The organism is Anaerococcus sp. HMSC075B03, from assembly GCF_001815585.1.
Taxonomy (GTDB): Bacteria; Bacillota; Clostridia; order Tissierellales; family Peptoniphilaceae; genus Anaerococcus; species Anaerococcus vaginalis.
This window is the reverse complement of sequence record NZ_KV821164.1, coordinates 64,844-84,267: the sequence shown is the minus strand read 5'-3', so window position 1 is coordinate 84,267 and position 19,424 is coordinate 64,844. Positions and strand designations below refer to the sequence as shown.

Annotated in this window: 8 protein-coding genes; 4 read left to right on the top strand and 4 right to left on the bottom strand. The window is 32.2% G+C overall.

Annotation, left to right across the window (positions count from 1 at the left end):
- Positions 1-70 precede the first annotated feature (70 nt).
- From HMPREF3045_RS01155 to HMPREF3045_RS01140, 4 genes are all read right to left on the bottom strand, one after another.
- On the bottom strand, positions 71-547 hold the full coding sequence (locus HMPREF3045_RS01155; RefSeq protein ID WP_070736798.1) for a hypothetical protein: 477 nt from the start codon (positions 545-547) through the stop codon (positions 71-73).
- Between the two features lie 79 nt (positions 548-626).
- Entirely contained in the window at positions 627-1,148 is a 522-nt protein-coding gene (locus tag HMPREF3045_RS01150) for a sigma-70 family RNA polymerase sigma factor (protein ID WP_070736797.1), read from the bottom strand.
- Between the two features lie 210 nt (positions 1,149-1,358).
- The gene (locus HMPREF3045_RS01145) at positions 1,359-1,580 is read right to left on the bottom strand and encodes a DUF2922 domain-containing protein (protein ID WP_004839511.1); all 222 of its coding nucleotides are present in this window, start codon (positions 1,578-1,580) and stop codon (positions 1,359-1,361) included.
- A 19-nt stretch (positions 1,581-1,599) separates the two neighbouring features.
- Positions 1,600-1,782 carry a DUF1659 domain-containing protein gene (locus HMPREF3045_RS01140; RefSeq protein WP_070736796.1) on the bottom strand — a complete coding sequence of 61 codons (183 nt, stop codon included), beginning with the start codon at positions 1,780-1,782 and terminating at the stop codon, positions 1,600-1,602.
- 159 nt (positions 1,783-1,941) lie between these two features.
- Here HMPREF3045_RS01140 and HMPREF3045_RS01135 point away from each other — a divergent pair, with 159 nt between their 5' ends.
- The 4 genes from HMPREF3045_RS01135 to HMPREF3045_RS09415 all read left to right on the top strand — a co-directional run bounded on the left by HMPREF3045_RS01135 (position 1,942) and on the right by HMPREF3045_RS09415 (position 19,413).
- Positions 1,942-2,850 carry a class C sortase gene (locus HMPREF3045_RS01135; RefSeq protein ID WP_070736795.1) on the top strand — a complete coding sequence of 303 codons (909 nt, stop codon included), beginning with the start codon at positions 1,942-1,944 and terminating at the stop codon, positions 2,848-2,850.
- A complete protein-coding gene (locus HMPREF3045_RS01130) occupies positions 2,834-3,715 on the top strand; it encodes a class C sortase (RefSeq protein WP_070736794.1) in 882 nt (293 codons plus the stop codon). The genes HMPREF3045_RS01135 and HMPREF3045_RS01130 overlap by 17 nt, the downstream gene beginning before the upstream one ends.
- Positions 3,684-4,523: a class C sortase gene (locus HMPREF3045_RS01125; RefSeq protein ID WP_070736793.1), complete on the top strand. Its 840-nt coding sequence runs from the start codon at positions 3,684-3,686 to the stop codon at positions 4,521-4,523. Before HMPREF3045_RS01130 ends, HMPREF3045_RS01125 begins: the two co-directional genes overlap by 32 nt.
- 646 nt (positions 4,524-5,169) lie before the next feature.
- The gene (locus HMPREF3045_RS09415; protein WP_257244368.1) at positions 5,170-19,413 is read left to right on the top strand and encodes a SpaA isopeptide-forming pilin-related protein; all 14,244 of its coding nucleotides are present in this window, start codon (positions 5,170-5,172) and stop codon (positions 19,411-19,413) included.
- Positions 19,414-19,424: the final 11 nt, after the last annotated feature.

Genomic DNA, 19,424 nt, shown 5'->3' with positions numbered 1-19,424 from the left:
CAAAAATGACTTATTCATTTTTGCAACAGCCCTTTTTTAACCCGAATTTTCATATTCCATAATAAGAAAATCACAAAGCAATTTCATCAATGAAATCCATAGATCTTCTTATCTTTGCCATATCTCTTGCAAATTTCATATACATAATTTTGCTTGCGTTGTTGAAATTATTTTTAAGCGCCCTGTCCCTATTTAGACTTGAAATAGTCATTCCATTTTTAAGAATTATAGTTGAGTTTTTAATATCCCTTACATAATAACAATTCACAAAACCACGCCTAAAATCGTCATTTTCGGTTTGGTTAATCTTAAAAGGAAAAAACACATTAAAAGCATCGATGCAATAAGGCAAATTCCTAGAAACCTTTAAAATTTCCCTGATATTTTTGTGCATAAGTTTAACAGAAATAGACCTTTCACAAGCCATGTGTTTCAAAAAAACTTCGCAAGATCTCCTATCAACAAAAACTTTTTTGTTGGTATAAACTTCACATCCAATCCCAACTTCCTTGATTATAGTTGGAAGAATTGCAACAACCTTGTCCATAAATCCTCCTTTCTTTAAAGAAGAAAGACTTCTCTAGACATTAAGTGTACAATAAATTAATATTTTAGTCAATAATAGACTAAACCAAATCTTCTTTCTCAAAATATTTCCTAAGCTTTTTAATAATAAGGTAGTGATAATTAGTAATAGATTTAGGAGAAAGATTCAAAAGCCTTGCAATTTCCTTGTGAGAAAAATTCTTATCATATTTTAAATACAAAATTTCTCTCTCTTGCTTTTTTAAAGATTTAATAGCATTTTCCAATTCATTTATTTCGATTTTTCTTACAAAATCATCCTCAATCGAAATATCATCATCTATTTTTTCTATAATTTCCACACCTTGCATGTCCTTAGAATTTAAAGAATAAATTTTTTCCCTCTTACACTCATTCAAAAAATAAAAATACAGCCTATATTTCAAATATCCACCAAAAGACCCCTTCTTAGCATCAAAATCTTCTACAATTTCAAATACCATATCCCTTGCCATAATATAAGCCTCATTTTTGTCAAAAATATCAAATCTATTTGCCATAGAAAGCAAAAGAGGTTGGTATTTTTCAATAATCGCATCCAAATTTTCTATACATATTTTCATTAAATTTTCCTAACTGCGATCGCCTGTATTTGTCGACACCATAATTCTAGTAAAAATTTTGGAAAAAGTTTAATCGAATAAAATGCAAAAAAATAAAAAAAATTCGCCTAAAAGAGATTTGGCGATAGAAAAATTAAAGTAAAAGGAATTTAATATAAAAATTATTATAAAAAAGAGCAAAAGAAAAGACGGGAAAACCCGTCTTTTATCTTAAGCTAGTGTAAAATCATCTCTTGAAATATTTTCCATATAGGCTTTGTTCATAGTTGTGATTTTACCTTCTTTTGTTTGGAGAACTTTTGAATTTATCATCTCTCCCATTTGTGCTTTTACGATTTCGTCATTCAAATTTGCTTTTGGATGGTCTATACTTACCATTTTTGTTTTGCCCAAGGCATCTTTGAAAGATAGTTTTAGTTTTTTTGTTTGCATATTATCTCCTTTCTTTTAATTAAATAACTTCTTCAGTGATTTTTTCAAAACTATATGAATCTGTTTCGCTTAGCTTTATATAAGCATTGGCAAAATTTTTAAGCTCGTCATTAGTTAGAGCATCATCTAGATTTGAAAATGTTCTAGAAACTTTCTTTACTTCTTGTCCTTCGTTTACATTGAATTTAATTCTTAGCTTCATATTATCGCTCCTTTCATATATAGATAATCAAAATCTAGAAAATGTCCATAAAAATTTTATAGATTTTCAAATTTCTAGAAAAAAGCCTTTATTAATAAGTATTTTTGGTGTAAGATTAAATCTAGTAAGAAAGATTTATAAAAAATTTATGGTGATAAAATGGAAAATAAAAAGAAAAAATCAAAAAAAACGAATATAGTGTGGAAATTAATATTTTTGATAGGAATATTAATTTTATTGTATCCTATTATATCCAGATTTTATTATAGGATTGAATCAAACAATCAAGTTGAAGTTTTTAATCAAGGAAAATCAAAACTTGATAAAGAAGAAATCCAAAGAAGAATGGGACTTGCCAAAGCCTACAATGACTCCTTGTCAGGAGGTCCTACAAATGATCCTTTCACTGAAAAAAGATACAAAGAAGGTAGGAAAGAATATGCGAGGATGCTTGAAGTTGAGGAAATGATCGGTCATATCGAAATTCCAAAAATAAACCAAGACTTGCCAATCTATGCAGGAACAAGCGAAGATGTATTGCAAAAAGGCGTTGGTCATTTGGAAGGAACATCCCTTCCAATCGGTGGAAATAATACCCACACAGTCCTTACAGCACACAGAGGTCTTCCAGAAAAAACTTTGTTTACAAATTTAAACGAGCTTGAAGTAGGAGATAAATTTTATATTCATAATATAGAAAAAACTATAGCCTACCAAGTTGACCAAATAAAAGTAATAGAACCAAGTAATTTTGAAGAATTGATGATTGCACCAGGTCATGATTATGCAACCCTTTTGACCTGCACACCTTTTATGATAAATTCCCACAGACTTTTAGTAAGAGGACACAGAGTAGAATACGTAGAAAGTGTAGATGAAGAATTGATAAAAGAAAATAAAACAAATTGGATATTTAGAATTTTATTCTTCATAGCCCTAATTATAATAATCATACTTTTATGGAGAATTAGAAAACTAAGGAAAGAAAACAAAAAAACATCAAGTAAAATTGACCAAATCAAAGAAAAATTAGACAAGATAGGTGAAGATAATGAAAAGAAAGATTAATATAAAGAAAAATCTTCCCTTTTTACTAATATTTCTAGTAGGCTTTTTGATTTTTTCTTATCCTTTTATAAGCCAAAAATTTTATGAAATAAAAGCCAATGATGAGATTGTTATATTTAATAAAGAAAAAGAACAAATCGACAAAAAAGAATTAGAAAGAAGGATGGAGCTTGCAAGAATTTATAACCAAACTCTTGATCCATCAAAACTTGTAGACCCATACGACAAAAAAGTAAAAGACGCCAAAGCAGAATACGCAAAAATGCTAGAAGTTCACGAAATGTTGGGACATATAGAAATCCCAAAAATCGCAGTCGATCTTCCAGTCTATGCAGGAACAAGCGATGACGTTTTGGAAAAAGGAGCAGGCCATTTGGAAGGAACATCCCTTCCAATAGGAGGCGAATCAACCCACACAGTTATAACAGCCCACAGAGGACTACCAAACGCACTTTTATTTAGAAATTTAAATCAAATGACAGAAGGCGATATATTTTATATCCATAATATAAAAGAAACCTTGGCATACAAAGTCGACAAAATCCAAGTTGTAGAACCATCAAACTTCGAACCGATTTTAGTTTCAGAAAAAAAAGATTATGCGACCCTTTTGACCTGTACACCTTATATGATAAATTCCCATAGGCTTTTGGTAAGAGGATATAGGATTCCATATACCCAAGCTATAGACGACGGAAAAGCTAATACACCAAGACTAAAACCAAATTTCTTCCAATTATTCTTAGTACTCTTGCCAATATTATTATTTACAATAATGGTATATCTAAGAGAAAAAAGATATTCAAAGAAAATCAAAATGGAGGTAATAGACATTGAAAGAAAACTCAGCGAAAAAGAAAATTAAAATCTTTGGCTATATATTAATACTTTTTGGACTGATAACACTTGCCTTTCCATTTTCAAAAAGAATCTACTCAAATATAGAAAACAAATATAAAATAGAAAAAATAATAAAAGCCCAAAAAGAAGACGAAAAATTTGACCAAATAGAAGAAAAAGCCAAAGAATATAACGAAATAGTAAAAAAATCCGATATATCTATGGTTGATCCGTTTACAAGCAAAAATCTAGGCTCAGTAAATATTTTAAATAACCAAGATGATATATTTGCCTACATTGAGATCCCAAAATTAAACAAAAAAATTCCAATTTATCTTGATGCAAGCTATGAGCATATAGCTTGGGGACTTGGACAAGTTTCAGGAACATCAATTCCCATAGGAGGCAAATCTACAAGAAGTGTCCTTGCAGGTCACAGAGGCTGGTGGGGAGATACTATGCTTTTGTACGCAGATGACTTAGTACAAGGCGATAAAATTTATATAAAAAGAGCAGAAAAAACCCTTACTTACGAAGTTTCATCAAAAGAAGTAATAGGACCTTACGATTGGGAAAAATTAAAAGTTGTAGAAGGAGAAGACATTATTACCCTTCTAACTTGCCATCCATTTAGATGGCCAAGGCCAAAAAGACTTCTAGTAAACGCAAAAAGACTAGAAGAAAAAGAAGAACTAGCGCAAGATGAAATCCAAACTACCCAAATAAGTAAAAATGTAAAAATTACAAATTATTTGTATGTCGGATTTTTGATAATAGATTTTCTTTTGATTTTATACGTAATATCAAAAATAATAAAAACTATAAGAAAATAAAAAATAAATATAATCAAAAACTTGGAAGAAATTTCCAAGTTTTTTTTGTGCTTAAAATTAATTTTTACATTTGGAAAATTTTTTTCCGTAAATAAATTCACTATCATTCATTTTCTATTGAAAAAATATTTAAAAAATATTTTATGGTTTCTTATAAAAAAACAGCCACATATTAACATGTATATGAAACATTTATAAGAATAAATAAACAAAAAAATCGAAAAATATTTGTGATAAATTGAGCTTTCAAATATTTTTAAATATATATTAAGTTTTTAAAAATATGTAAAAAATGTATTGACTAAAAATTTTTTTTTATATATAATTAAATAAACTTAGAATTGTCTAAATTCTAAATAAATATTTTAGGACGATTTAAAATTTAAATTAATTATTTGAAATAAGATGATTTCAAAGAAATTTTTCCATGTTTAAATCAAAATCCTAAATACATACTAATTTATTTAAGAAAAAATGTAGGCTGACACTTTAGCAATGCACAAGGGAAAAATGTGGCAATAATTTTACTGCTTAAAAATCATGTGCTATTTTTGGCTAAAAAACTGGACTTGTGGATAACAAGTCATAATTATTTAGGTAATTTTCAAAAAAAAAAAAAACATAAAATTGCCCTTGAGGAGTTCTTATGAAAAAGTTATTAAGAAAATTGACATCATTTGCAATCGCACTTTTTATGGTATTGCAAGTTATGCTACCAGCTTTTGCTACGAGGTCGAAGGCTGAAGAGCTTGAACCAAATACTATAAAAAACATTGAAAATCTTGAAACGAACGACGATGCTTACTTATCTATCACAAATTCTCAAAAAATTTATGATAAGAAAAAGATAGATAAGGATGAAAGCAAATTTTCTATTGCAGTAGGTCTTCCTTCTACAAGTTCAAGTTTTAGACTTGTAAAAAGAAATGACCTCAAGCTTTATGAGGATAAAATTTTCCAAACAAATGAAGATGCCAGCAAGGAATATTGGCGTATAAAAGATATGCTAAACTTGCAAGGTCTTGATCTTGATCTTGAAATCATCAAAGAAGACCAAGGATATAAAATCCTTACAAAAAATGAGATGGAAAATCTTGAACAAGGCAAAAAAGATAATTTTTATGGAGAAAATTATTCATACATAGACTTTAAAATATTAGACGATTTCGATTTTAATGAAAATGGAAATCAAAAATTACTTAACCAAGATAAATTAGTATTCAATTTAGAATTTATTAAAAATATATCCCCTGACCCTAATTACAATTTGTTTGAAAAGGATGAACAAGGAAATTGGAATATAAAAAATGAGGGAGATATATTTGCCCTTATTAATGAAGATAAGAAAAATCTTTATGACACCAATTCTTTGACAAATGATTTAAATAGCTTAAATGCCTATAAAGAAGAAAGAAAACAAGCTGAAGAAGAAAAGGCACAAAAAGAGGCTGAAAAAAAGGCTGAAGAAGAAAGAAAAGCCGAAGAAGAAAAAAAGCAAGCCGAAGAAAAAGCCAAAGAAGAAGAAAAGAAAAAGGCAGCCGAAGAAAAAGCTAAAGAAGAAAAGAAAAAGGCAGAAGAAGAAAAGAAAGCCCAAGAAGAAAAACAAAAAGAAGAAAATGCAAATTTTGAAAAAGCCAACAAAGAATTAAAAGAGGCTTTGGAAGATGAAAATAATTCAATCGAAGATATACAAAAACTTCTTACAGAACTTGGCGAAAAATATAATTTGTCATTAGGAAATCAAGAAAAATTAATGACAGAAAATGATTCTGCAATAAAAGCTCTCGTAGAAAAAGACAGGAATGAAAATTTTAGGGCAAATATGCTTAGACAGTTGCCAAAAAAAGTTCCATCAAATTCATGGGTTGGAAAACTTTTCCACATAAATCTTGAAATGAATGTCCAAGCATCTCCAGCAAACCCTATTCCACAAGGTTGGTATTTTGATGTTCAACTAGGACCATATCTAAAAGAAGACATCGGTCAAGTTTGGAATGATTTGTATGATGGTAACAGACTAATAGCAAGCCCAGTATATAATAAAGACAAACACACAATAAGGTATGTTTTCCAAACAAAAGTTACAAAACCTACTAAATTAACAGTAGATCAATATTTGGGATTTGATACTGATAATATAGGAACACAAAAAGAAATTGACATTGACATCAAGGTTGCACCAAAAAACAACCCAATCCAATCAATGCCAACTAAAAAAGTAAATATAAATGACGAAAATCCTGTAGAAAGCTCTTATAATGTTGTAAGCCAAGGACAAAGTGAAGCAAAACATTATCCATTCCAACTAAATTGGACATCAGACCAAAAATATAATGGTGGTACAAATCCAACTGTAGAATGGAACATAGAAGTGGATACAGCTTCCCTAAAAGCAAATGATCTTGACTTTAACAATTTAAATGTTTCTATATTTGCAGGAGCAGAACAAGGATTAAAAAAATTCGAGTTTAAGGCATCAACAAATAAGGCTGATCTTAACGATTCAAGTAATTATATTTCATCATCAAGATTGGGAGAAATTCTACAAAAAAACACTTCAATAGCTAAAAATCAACTTGGAGATAAATTATATATTAGAGTAAAGGCAGAAGTAAACAAAACACGTTTGCACGATTATTATTCTATAGGTCTAAGAATAAATCCAGATGGCAATTACATCAGAAAAATGCTTGACGAATTTATAGAAGAATATAACAAGCTTCCAGCAATCATCAAATGGATGAAAGGAGCTGAGCAAGCAAAAGAGTTTTCAAAACTTCCATTTAACTTAGTAGAAACAATGATTCCTGCCAAAAGTACCGAAAGGGACAACTTTACAAGCGAGAATCTCTATTACGATTCATCAAGAACAATCTATGCAAAAAGAGATTCTGATAAAAATGTCGATTGGTACGCTCTAGACTTATTAAGACTTGGCGAAAAACCAGATGAGGCCTTTAACTATCCTGATTTTTTAATAAATAATACACCAAGCAAACCAATTAATCCAAGAGTATTCTACTATGTCCCACAAGAAGATGGACTTTATAGAAGAACTCCTAATATAGGTGAAGTTTATACGGAATATGGAGATTTTTATCCAGGAACTTTAATCTCTTATGAATATCCAAATCAAATAGGTACAAGAGATGATACTTATCGTTTCAATGCAAATATCAAAGAGAAAAAAGTAAACAATCTAGTAGGAGAAACAACTACCGGTGGACCTATAAAATTATTTACAAAAAAAGTTTCCAATAAAGACCTAAGAGATAAATACCTAGCTTATCTAGAAAATCCATATCCAATAATGCGTATCAACAAAAACTTTGATATGGTACAATGTTTCAACAAAGGTACTCCAGATCCATCATTTAAGGGTAGTGAAGGAATATTCCTAGACATCCACGAAGATCCATCAGGTGATTATTTAATATCAAGACTAAATGAAATAGTAGGAAATCCTAACGGAAATTATAGACTTGTTAACCACTTAAATGGTACACCAATAGATGGTATCAAATTAAATCCAAACGGCATGAGCCAAGGTCAAGCCATGGAAGATTTGATGAAAAGAATCTACTTCTATGGTGATCAAGTTAAAAAAGAATACACTCAAGGTAAATTCAACGACTTACTTGGAAGCGAAACTGATGGCGAAGTAATGCACAGGCTCATCGAAAACTCCATGTATCAAAGAGTACTCCATTACTTCACTGATGGTGTAAGCATACAAGAGGACTTTTTCGGTGCTCCAACAAATTACAACGAGGATTCATGGAAAGAAAACCACACCCTAACAGGTAGCAAAAATCCTGACGGTTCTTGGACAGGTGATTATTTCGATGGAGAATTAAAAAATGGAGAATTAAAAAATCATTATACAACCGAAGGTCTTAGAAAATTAAAAGATAAAGAAACAACTATCAAAACTTATCCAGTCGTAAGAAACACTCAATACGCGATGGCAGATGTATTATTAAAGAAAGTCATTGCATCTTACAAAACAGGTTCTGATTGGAACAAAAATAAAGCAAATACAGTTCAATTAGTTTTCTACTCCCACACCAAAGAAGGACAATACCAAGAGCTAATCACAGGTCGTATTACAGAACCACTTGAAATTGACAAATATACAAATGATGGAAAGACAAAACTTGAAGGAGCAAAATTTACTTTTATCAACAAATACACAAATGAAAGAGTAGAATGGACTTCCAAAAAAGATAATAACGAAAAATTATATTTAAAACCAGGTTATTATATAGTTCAAGAAGAAGCTCCATCAGGATATGAGCCAATCAAAGAATTTGAAATTCAAGTAAAAAGAAGCCTAGTCAATGAAGATAAAGGTCCATACAAATTCAAAAATTTACCAGAAATTCATGTAAACGACGGCTACAAAACAGAAGTAATAATAAAAGACAAAGATATTCCAAAATCTGCTGAAGGCAAAAACTTAGTAGAAGTTGACAAAGACAACAAAGTCAAAGTTAAATTAACAAATATCCAAGATAACCTAGGCGATTTAGAATTTGTAAAGAAAAATGAATTTGCAAAACTAAACGGAGCAGAATTTACATTAAGAAAAGTAACAGCAAACTCCGTTGATGATGTAAAATCTCAAATAAAAGCTCAAAAAGAAAATCCGACCCAAAAAATTAAATACGATGATGCTTACAGGCAAACATCAAGAGGATATTATGGAGAATTCAAATTTGAACAAATTCCAAAAGGATACTATATCCTAGAAGAAACAAAAGTACCAGCAGGCTACCAAAAAGCCCCACTTTATATTCTTGAAGCAAAAGAAGAAACAGTTGCTGGAAAAAATAAAGTAGTTTTACATTTTGTAGGAGAGAATGCTCCTAAGGAAAAAGATGGTGACTTAACAATTGTAAGAAACTATCCAAAAGAAACTGAGATAGAATTTAGGAAAATTAGAGAAATACAAAATGGCGAAGAAAAGCAAGGTCTTACAGATGCTAGATTTAGATTAGAATCACTCTGGACTAAAGACGGATCTACCTACCTAAAAGATTTGAAATCAGATTCTATCAAAAAAGAAGGCGGCAAAGACAATGAAAAAGGCTACTTCCTCTTTGATAAACTAAAAGTAGGTGACTACAAGCTAACAGAAATCCAAGCTCCTTATGGTTACCAAGTACTAGATTCATATTGGAGGATAGAAGTTCGTGAAGATAAAAATGGCGAGCTTGTAAAAACCGTCTATGAAGTCAAGAAAGACGGCAGTGGAGAAAAAATAATAAATCCAAATGACGAGCCAGTCTACGAACTAACAAACAAGCCTAGAAAAATTGACATTCAATTTACAAAATACCTAGGCGAGCTAGAAAAAGACGAAGATGGAAAAATCAGACTAGATAAAGATGGCAAACCTATCGTCAACAAAATACCATACAAAGGAGATATCCCAGGCAAAGGTGGTAAGCCAGTAAGCTTCGACCTTTATAGCTCAGACTACTATGGAGCAATAATTGGTGAAAAAGTAGATGGCAAAATAAAACCAATCCAAACTGGTATAACCCGAGCTAAAGATGGATTCTTCCACCTAAAGGGATTAGAATTTGGTAAGTACTATGTCTTAAGAGAAACAAATCCTCCAGAAGGATACGATGTTGCAAACGATATTCTACTTAAGGTAGAAGCAGAAGCTATAGCAAACGTCGGCGAGATGAAAGTTATAGTAAGAGACCCTAACACCAACGCAGAAACTGGCGCTCACTCTATATTTAAAGGCGTAATCGACTTTAGAGAAGGCGAGCAACTTGGTAAATTTTCAATTAGGAAAACTGGTAATGCTATTTCCTATGTTGATAAAGAAGGCAAGCTTGTAATAATTGATAAAAACAATCCTAAGATTGTAGGTCTAAGACGTGCTTACTTTAGACTCTATACTGCAAATAAGGAATTCAAAATCGAGACGAACCCAGGCGGTTACGCAAAAGAATATATCCAAAAAGTAACCCCAGGTAATCCAATAATCTTATACCTAACTGAAGAAAAAGCTAAAACAATGAGCCAAGAAGACCGAGATAAATTAGGGGTAGTTGGTTATAAAAACTTCAGAGGAAAAGATGGAGAATTAGTTAGTTATGCAGTAGATAAAGATGGTAAGAGATTTAGAATTGGTGAAGACCCATCAACCTTACCAGAAAACCAAGGTATAGTAACTTTCGACAACTTAAAACCTGGCTACTACGTTCTACAAGAATTTAGAGGACCAGCAGGTTATGAAAGAACAACCGATGAGTGGTATGTATATGTAGATAATAGTGGAAGAACATACAGGTCAGACAAAAAATTCGACCCAGCAACTTTAGATCAAGGAATCCAGTCAATAAGTTCAATCACAAACCCATCAATGAGCCCAAGACTACAAATGGCAGGACTTGATATATCAGAACCGTTACAATTTAATAAACTAATGTCACAACCTTTCTCAGATGGACTAGAAATAGGCGATGAGATTAACCCACAAGCTCAACAAGCTACCCCTACTGAATCATATATTATCTCAAAAACAAAGACAAATGTAAAAGTTAGGGGACTAGATATAACCACTACAGCACGACATGAAGGTAACGAGGTATTCTATGTAAGAATAGATATGACAAATAATACACCTAATGATCAGAATGTTACCAATGTTGAAATTCCATTTAATAAATTTTATTTTAGTATTGTAGAAGGTTCAGATAGGTCATGGAAAACACCAGATAATGGTGCAGAAAAACAAGGAGAATGGCATACAGGATATAGTAGAGAAGGTATAAATCTAAAATCTGGCGAACCATTCATATTGAAAGGTCAAACAGCAAGTATAGAATTCAAAGTAAAAAGTGTACAAAATTTAGGTATTGATAGAGACTACAAATTGTTTAATAATGTTAAGCTTGGTAACCATAATTTCGACTCTCCAATAGTAAGAAAGACTGAAGCATATAAGATAATCTATAATGATGACCATGGAGAGATTCGTACCGAACCTTATCAAAATCAAAAGAGCGGAAAACGAGTTGAAATAAAATCAATAACACCAAATGAGGGTTATGAAGTCGTGGGAAATCCTACAGTTAAGACTGCAGGTGGCGCTGATGTAAAAGTCGTGAATGGCGAATGGTTTACTATGCCACAAGATGATGTAACAATATCCGCTAACTTTGTAGCAAAAACCTATAACATCACTTATAACAACCCAACAGGCGGAACTGTAAGTGGACCACAAACTTCTAAAACTGATGAAAAAGTTACTTTAGAAGTAAATCCACAAGCTGGTTATAAGCTAAAAACTTTTACAGTCACTTATGATAATGGTAAAACAGTTGATGTAAGCAATTATCAATTCACAATGCCACCTGGGAATGTAACGGTTAATGCAGAGTTTGAGCCTACTAGTCAAGAATATACAGTTAGATTTGATCCTAACGGTGGAAATGGCTCAATGGATTCTGTAAAAGTTGCACCAGGACAAGCTTACACATTACCAGACAATAAATTTACACCTCCAGATGGAAAGATCTTTAAGGCATGGGATGTAAATGGAGAAGAAAAACAGCCAGGCAATGTTATAAAAATAAATGACAATGTAACAATAAAACCAGTATGGGATGATGTAACTCCAGATTCTTATAATGTAATACTAGTACAGCCACAAAAAGGCGGAACAGTTAATGCGACTCCAACATTTGCTAAGGAAGGCGGCACTATCAAATTATCAGCAACTCCTGATAAAGGATATAAATTTGGCAATTATGTCGTAACAGCAAATGGTAAACCAGTAACAGTTACTGGCAATACGTTCAAAATGCCAGCATCAGATGTAACAGTAACTGCTACATTCGTAGAAAATTCTACAACACCAAGTGAGGGCGAAAAAAATCTAGAGGTCAACTTTACTTACTCTGGGTCAGTAAATGGAAATGCAGCATCTCCAGGTGCTGATTCTCCGGGTAAACTAGAACTCTTTGAAGAAGGCAACCTAACAGCTTTAGAAACTATAAAGGCTATAAACGAAGGCAAGGTACAATTTAATACCAAGCTTGACCCTAGCAAGAACTATAGACTTGTGTATACTAGAGAAGATAAGTTTGCCAAAGATTGGGCACTACCAAATGTATCTAATTACACAATTGATAGCGAATCAATAACAAAAGCTAAAGATACCGTGAGCTTAACAATTGCTAATGGTAACACCATGGACATCTTTAACAAAGACGAAACTGGATTTAGGATTCCTCTAAGAATTACCAAGGTCAATGAAAACGGCGGAGTTCTTACAGGTGCACAATTTAGAGCTAGAAAGATACTAAAGAGTGATCAAGTTATTGATCAAAAGCCTCCTGTATATGGTAATGAGGAATTTGATGGTGTATCAGAAGCGACTGGTCTTCCAGGAGATAACTACTTCAGAGAATTATCACCAGGTCTCTATGAGCTATCAGAAATCCAAGCACCAAGTGGATCTTATAGACTTCCTAAAGATGAAAATGGTAAAGACAAGAAATGGTATTTCAAAGTAGAAGTCGCAAAAGATAAAGATGGAAACTACAAAAAACCATCTGACGACGACTACATGAAAATAGAATTCCAATTTACTGAAACTTTGCCAGATACTGAAGGAGATGCAAGATGGGCAATACCAGAAAAAGATAGAAAAGAACTTCTAGGTAAACCAATAAAAGGTATAAAATTAGGTGATGGTAAATATGATAAATTCACACAAATCATCAAGGACGACCACAGGTCAGACCCAGCAAGACCAGATGCTCCATATAAGGGTATAGACGATGTACAAGTAACAAACTTCCTCAAAACAACAGAGATAAGTTTCCACAAAAAAGACCTTGAGACATATCAAAATATCGAAAATGCTGAATTTACACTAAGAAGAGCAAAACTCGACAAAGATGGTAATCTAACATTTGATAATGAAGGTAATCCTCAATACGAAGACCTTAATGAAAAAGTAAAAGGCGATGATGGCAAAGAATATGATAAGTTTATAAAGCCAGAAGGCTATGATGAAACTATCAACGCTGTCTTGAAGACATCTAAAAAAGATGCTGAAGTTCTTTTCTCTAATCTAGAACAAGGTACCTATATCATCAAAGAAACAAAACCAGCTGATGGTTATAGGCTAGATGATAGCTTCCTAGCCATCACATTAAGTGCAGACAAGGATGGTGCATGGAAGCAAGAAATTGTAGCCTATGAAAAGAAAAATGGAAAATATGTAAAAGTAGAAAATCCAGAATCTATTTTCGGAAAAGATCACGATGGAGACTTGGATAATGTATTTAACAACAAAGACTACATCGACTTCAAATTCCAAAAAATCGAAGGTGTAAAAGATAAGGAAGGAAAAGATATTGCGGTAGATTCATCAGACTTTAGGGTAACCCAAGTTGATGAAGATGGAAAGCCAATCCCTGGCGGATATGATCAACCTCTATATGCTTACGCAGGTTCAAAATTCACTTTCAAAAATCTTGGCGTTGGTAGGTACAAACTACAAGAAACAAGAGCTTTGGAGAAATTTATAAAACCTGATCCATGGTATTTTAGAGTAGTTCAAGATCCAAAAACTTACAAACTAAAAATAGTATTTGAAGACCACGATGCGTCAATTAGATTTACGCCAGAAAATGAAACAGATGGTAAAAATACTCCACAACTTGATGATAAAGGCAATCCAAAAGACATCAAGGTTGCAAACTACAAAAAAACTAGATTCGTATTTAAAAAACAAGACCAAGATGGAAATGTACTTCCAGACGTATATTTCAACTTCAAAAAGTTGAGACAAACATTTGATAGCAAAGCTTATGACTATACAAATGATGCAGTATCAAGTGCAACTTATACCTACAACAAAAGCGCACGTTCTCAAAATTCTGGTTCAGTTACATTCGACACACTTGGCGAAGGAATCTATGAACTAAGAGAAACCGACAAGCCAGAAGGCTACGACAGTAAGGCTATTCAAGATAGGTGGATAATAAAAGTTGTAAAAACTGAAAATGGTCTACAAGCAATCTACGATAAAGATTTAGAAAAAAGATACTACGAAAAATACGCAAATCATGATAAAAATCCAAATGAAGAAAAAGATAATTATTACACAACCTATATCAAAAATGGATTTGATAAAAAGAGCAATTTGGAACAAAAACAAGTTGGTGAATTTTCTTATATCCTAACAAACACCAAAACCACAGTTGATTTGAAGTGGAAGAAGGTAGATGTAAACAAAGGATTAATTAAAGATAAACAAACCAAATTCGTAATGCTCAAAAACTCTGATGATCCTACAAAATTAGATGAAGCTAAAGATGGAAATTCATCATCAGCACCTTATGAGCTTATAGAAACCGATGGTACATTTGAAGTTAAAAACCTATCCAAAGGTATCTACACATTAATAGAAACCCAAGCGCCAGATGGCTTCAAAGAAATGGATAGGCAAATAGTTATCCAAATCTACGAAGACGAAAAAGATAACTACAAGCTAAAGAAGAAATTCTATGAAATGAAAAAGGATGCCGATAGCGGCGAAAATGTATTGGTAGATAAAACTCAAGAGTTTTCATACATCTTTACTAGAAATAGAAATACAGAAGTAGATACAGATGGACCTGGATATTTCTACATCAAAAACGATGAAAAACAACAATACTTCTACTTAACCAAAGGATTCCTAACAGATTCAAATGGTAAAAAAGTATTCAACAACATCACAAAAGGTAAGTTACACTTAAAACTAACCAACACAGATGACGATAAGGATGTATTTAGGACAACTATCGACCTTGCAAAAGATTCAAATGCTGGAATCTATAAGTTTGATGTAAACGGAATCAAAACTGGTAAGACCTATCTTCTAGAAGAAGAAAAAGCACCAGAAGGATATAAGCTATCATCAAATAAATACAAACTTTTATTTGTAAATGATACACAAAATCCTGGAAAAGTTATAGCTATATTAAAAGCTGTATTAGATAAAAATAACAAAGAGCTTAAAAATGCAAGAGGACAACTTGTTACAGAAGATGGAAAAGTAATCGGAGATGGAATAACAATCAATATTGCCGATCCAAATTCTATACTCAAAGTAATCAACGAAAAAAATAAAGTTGAATTTACAAAAGTTGGTAAAGACGAAGTAAAAGGAGAAGGTGGCAAACTTGAAACCAAGGAAGATCCACTACAAAATGTAGAATTTATCCTACAAAAACAAGATCCAAAAGATTACTACAAAGAAAACAACGGCTACTATCCAGTAACAAAAAATATAGAATTTATCAAAAAAGATGACGAAGGTTTGTACATCGAAAAATCCGATGGAACAAAAGAGCGTAAAAAAGGTTTAGAAGATGTAACACTCAAAAACAGTGCTTACAAAGGAAAATCTGACGACAAAGGTAAATTTACATTCGAAGGCCTAACAGATGGTTTCTATCAAATTATGGAACCAAATGCCCCAGATGGCTACATGCAAGTAAACGGCCCAGTCAAGAAATTTAGAGTTCTAGAAGGTAAAATCTACATCTACGACAAAGTCGACGACGAATTCGTAGAAAAAGAAGTAACCGATGCTAACATTGGCACACTTGGTAAAATCATCAACGAAAAACCAGGCAAGGGCGAATTTAAAATCAAAAAAGTTGACGAAAATAACAGGCCACTTGCAAATGTAAAATACACCCTTCACAAAACCGACGAAAATGAAACACAAGTTGGAGAAGAAAGAATAACAGATGAAAATGGAGAAATTTCTTTCAAAGACTTGCCTTATGGCTACTATTGGTTAAAAGAAAGAAAAACAATAAACGGCTACATCCTAGATACCAAGAAAAAATTAATCACTCTTGGAGGAGGAGATTGGGGCGAAACTCCAGCAAGAAAAGATGATGTTTCAAAATATATAAGCTTCGATGGAGAACAAAAAGAATTAATTTCAACAGCTGATATACCTAATAAGACAACTGTATATCCAAACAAAGCTGAAGGAATGATTGCAAACTTTAAGTTTAAAATCGATCCTAATAAAGAAATTAGACCTGGAGATTATTTCACAATTGATTTTTCAGACAATATAGACTTAGATGGAATATTTAAAGATAATGATAACAAAGGAAAGAATCCAGATTCACAATTTGATATAATCGGACCTGCAGGAAAACTTGCTGAGGCAAAAATAAATCCTGATAGAACATCAATTACCTATACCTTTACAAAATACGTAGGCGACTACAGACCAGACTTTATGTCAATGTTTATGCAAATCTTCCCAGACAGAAGAGTTGTAGACCATACACAAGACATAACAGTCGATGTAAACATAGGAAATAACACCGATAAAACAAATAAAGATTATCATTATTCAGATTCTATAAATATAAACTATAGAGGCTGGAACGATAAGAATGGATACGATGGATACCAAAATCCAACATCAGATATATCATCATATATGCTAAGGCTTGACCCTGATAACAAGACTTTCACAGCTATAGTTTATTACAATCCTTGGAATAAATATTTGAAAAATAAAAATGTGTTATTTAATTCTGAGCAAGATATAGATCTAAATTCTCTATCTGTAAAAACTTATAGAAAATCTGGTTGGGGATCTCATAGAGATGGATACCAACAAGGAGACCTTCCAGATTCTTACGATGTAGACTTTAACGATAGTAACCTAACCTATATTGGTGATGAATATTATTATGACAGAATAGGAAATACTGGAAATACGAGAAATATTTATATTCCTAACAGTTATTTGAACCAAAATGGATACAATAGAAACACTTATGTAATTGAAATCAAAGGAAAGCTTGTAGGAGATAATGTTCAATCCTTAAAATCATCCGTACATTATACAAACCACTATTTATATTATGAAGGTAGGGATGGATATTACTATTACCAAGACTCCTACACAGGTCACTTCGAAACCTGGTCAGAATTCTTTAATCCTGGAGCGATTGGAGATGCTAACAAAGAATTAAAACTTCTAAACTTCAAAAACAAAATAGAATTTGTAAAAATTGACGGCGGAGTTTTATCAAATGTAGTAGACCAATCAAGCGAAAATCCAGAATCGCTCAAAGATTTAGGCATAGGAAAAGTTTTAAAAGGAGCAACATTTAAACTTCAAAAACAAAACGGCTCATCATGGGATGAAGTAGAAAATTCAACAAGAATATCAGACGATAACGGAGTATTTTCTTGGGAAGGATTATCCGAAGGTGAGTACAGAGTTATAGAAACCGTCACACCTGATGATGAACACTATGACTTGCCAACAAAAGAAGTTTCTTCTTTCAAAGTAGATGAAAAAGGAAATATTGTAGAAATAAAAAACAATAAACAAATCATAGAAAACTACAAGAAAGCAGAAATAAGAGTAAGAAAAACTGACGAAAATGGACAAAGTATCAAAGGAGCAGAGTTCCTACTAGAAAAAGATAATGATGATAAGTATACAGGAAATATAGGAAATGTAGAAGCTGATGGAACAATCTTATTTAATAATCTTCCAGCAGGAAAATATACTCTAACAGAGAGAAAAGCTCCAAAAGGCTACACCAAATCTGACGCAGTTTGGAAACTTGAAGTAACAAGAGATGGTAAAGTCAAATGGCTAAACTCATTCGATGATACAAATGACAAGATGAAAACTGTAGAAAATATAAGCTACAAACAAAATGGCGAAAAGCCAGAAAATCTTGACACAGAAATCATCGGAATAGACAAAGAAAACAAAACATTTAGACAAAAAATAACCATCAAAGCAAAACCAAGCGATATAAAGAAAACAAAACTAATCCTAGAATCCACAGACCCATCACTAAAACTAAGTCAAGCAAATACAAAAGTAAGATTAGTAGCAGGAGATGGAGCAAATCAGATAGGAAATAAAGACAATACTTCTTATAAAGTTGAAATCAACGGTGGAGATAGTCCAAACTTGACCTTAAGAATCACACCTCCATACAAGGAAGAAGATAAAAATAAACCAGTAGGATCAGAACAAGGACAAACCCCACAAGAAGAAAAAGAAAAATACTATCAATTTATAGTGGATATGCCATACAAAGATGAAGGAAGAATAGGAGCAAAAGCAACCTACCAAATCGGCACAATCAATAAAACAAGTGGCAAAGTAGAATTTGGCGAAAATGATACAAAACAAATCCTAGATAAATATCTAGAAAATGCAACGCAAATAACAGCGGGCGATAACAAAGTCAATATGACACAGTACGACGGTAAATATCTAGACCGTGACGTCAATCTAATAACATTAGACATCGCCAATATCAAAAACCCAGACATCTACTTCAAAAAAGTAGACGCCGATAAACCTGACAAGGCACTTGCTGGAGCAGAATTTGAAATTCGTAGAAAAAATGACAGTGGCATTTTCGTTGCACTAAGAAAAGACGGAACAGAATTTTTGCAAATAGACAAAGAAGAAGATAAATGGAAAGTTAAATCCAATGCCCAAGGTCAATTTGAATTTAAACAAATTCCAAATGGCGAATACCAAATTGTCGAAACAAAAGCGCCAGAAGGTTACGCACTTGTTGAAAAAATAGTCTTCAAATTTGAAGTGAAAAATGGTAAGATATATTATATAGATGGTCAACAAAATAATAATACTAAAATAGATTTGAAGAAAGATGAAGAAATAGAAAATAATACAGCAGAAAACAGAATTTTAGTAACAAACAAAAAGGCCCAATATCCTTCTACAGGAGGCCCGGGAGTTTGGATAGGATACACAATCCTAGGACTAATAATAATGTTTGTCGCAGTATTGACCTATTCAAAAAGAAAAGATAAACTTATAGTATAAGATGTCTAAAA

What these genes read in the sequence shown, in the direction of transcription:
- HMPREF3045_RS01150 (WP_070736797.1), bottom strand. Translation starts at nt 1,148, where the DNA reads ATGAAAATATGTATAGAAAATTTGGATGCGATTATTGAAAAATACCAA.
- HMPREF3045_RS01145 (WP_004839511.1), bottom strand. Translation starts at nt 1,580, where the DNA reads ATGCAAACAAAAAAACTAAAACTATCTTTCAAAGATGCCTTGGGCAAA.
- HMPREF3045_RS01140 (WP_070736796.1), bottom strand. Translation starts at nt 1,782, where the DNA reads ATGAAGCTAAGAATTAAATTCAATGTAAACGAAGGACAAGAAGTAAAG.
- HMPREF3045_RS01135 (WP_070736795.1), top strand. Translation starts at nt 1,942, where the DNA reads ATGGAAAATAAAAAGAAAAAATCAAAAAAAACGAATATAGTGTGGAAA.
- HMPREF3045_RS01130 (WP_070736794.1), top strand. Translation starts at nt 2,834, where the DNA reads ATGAAAAGAAAGATTAATATAAAGAAAAATCTTCCCTTTTTACTAATA.
- HMPREF3045_RS09415 (WP_257244368.1), top strand. Translation starts at nt 5,170, where the DNA reads ATGAAAAAGTTATTAAGAAAATTGACATCATTTGCAATCGCACTTTTT.
- HMPREF3045_RS01155 (WP_070736798.1), bottom strand. Translation starts at nt 547, where the DNA reads ATGGACAAGGTTGTTGCAATTCTTCCAACTATAATCAAGGAAGTTGGG.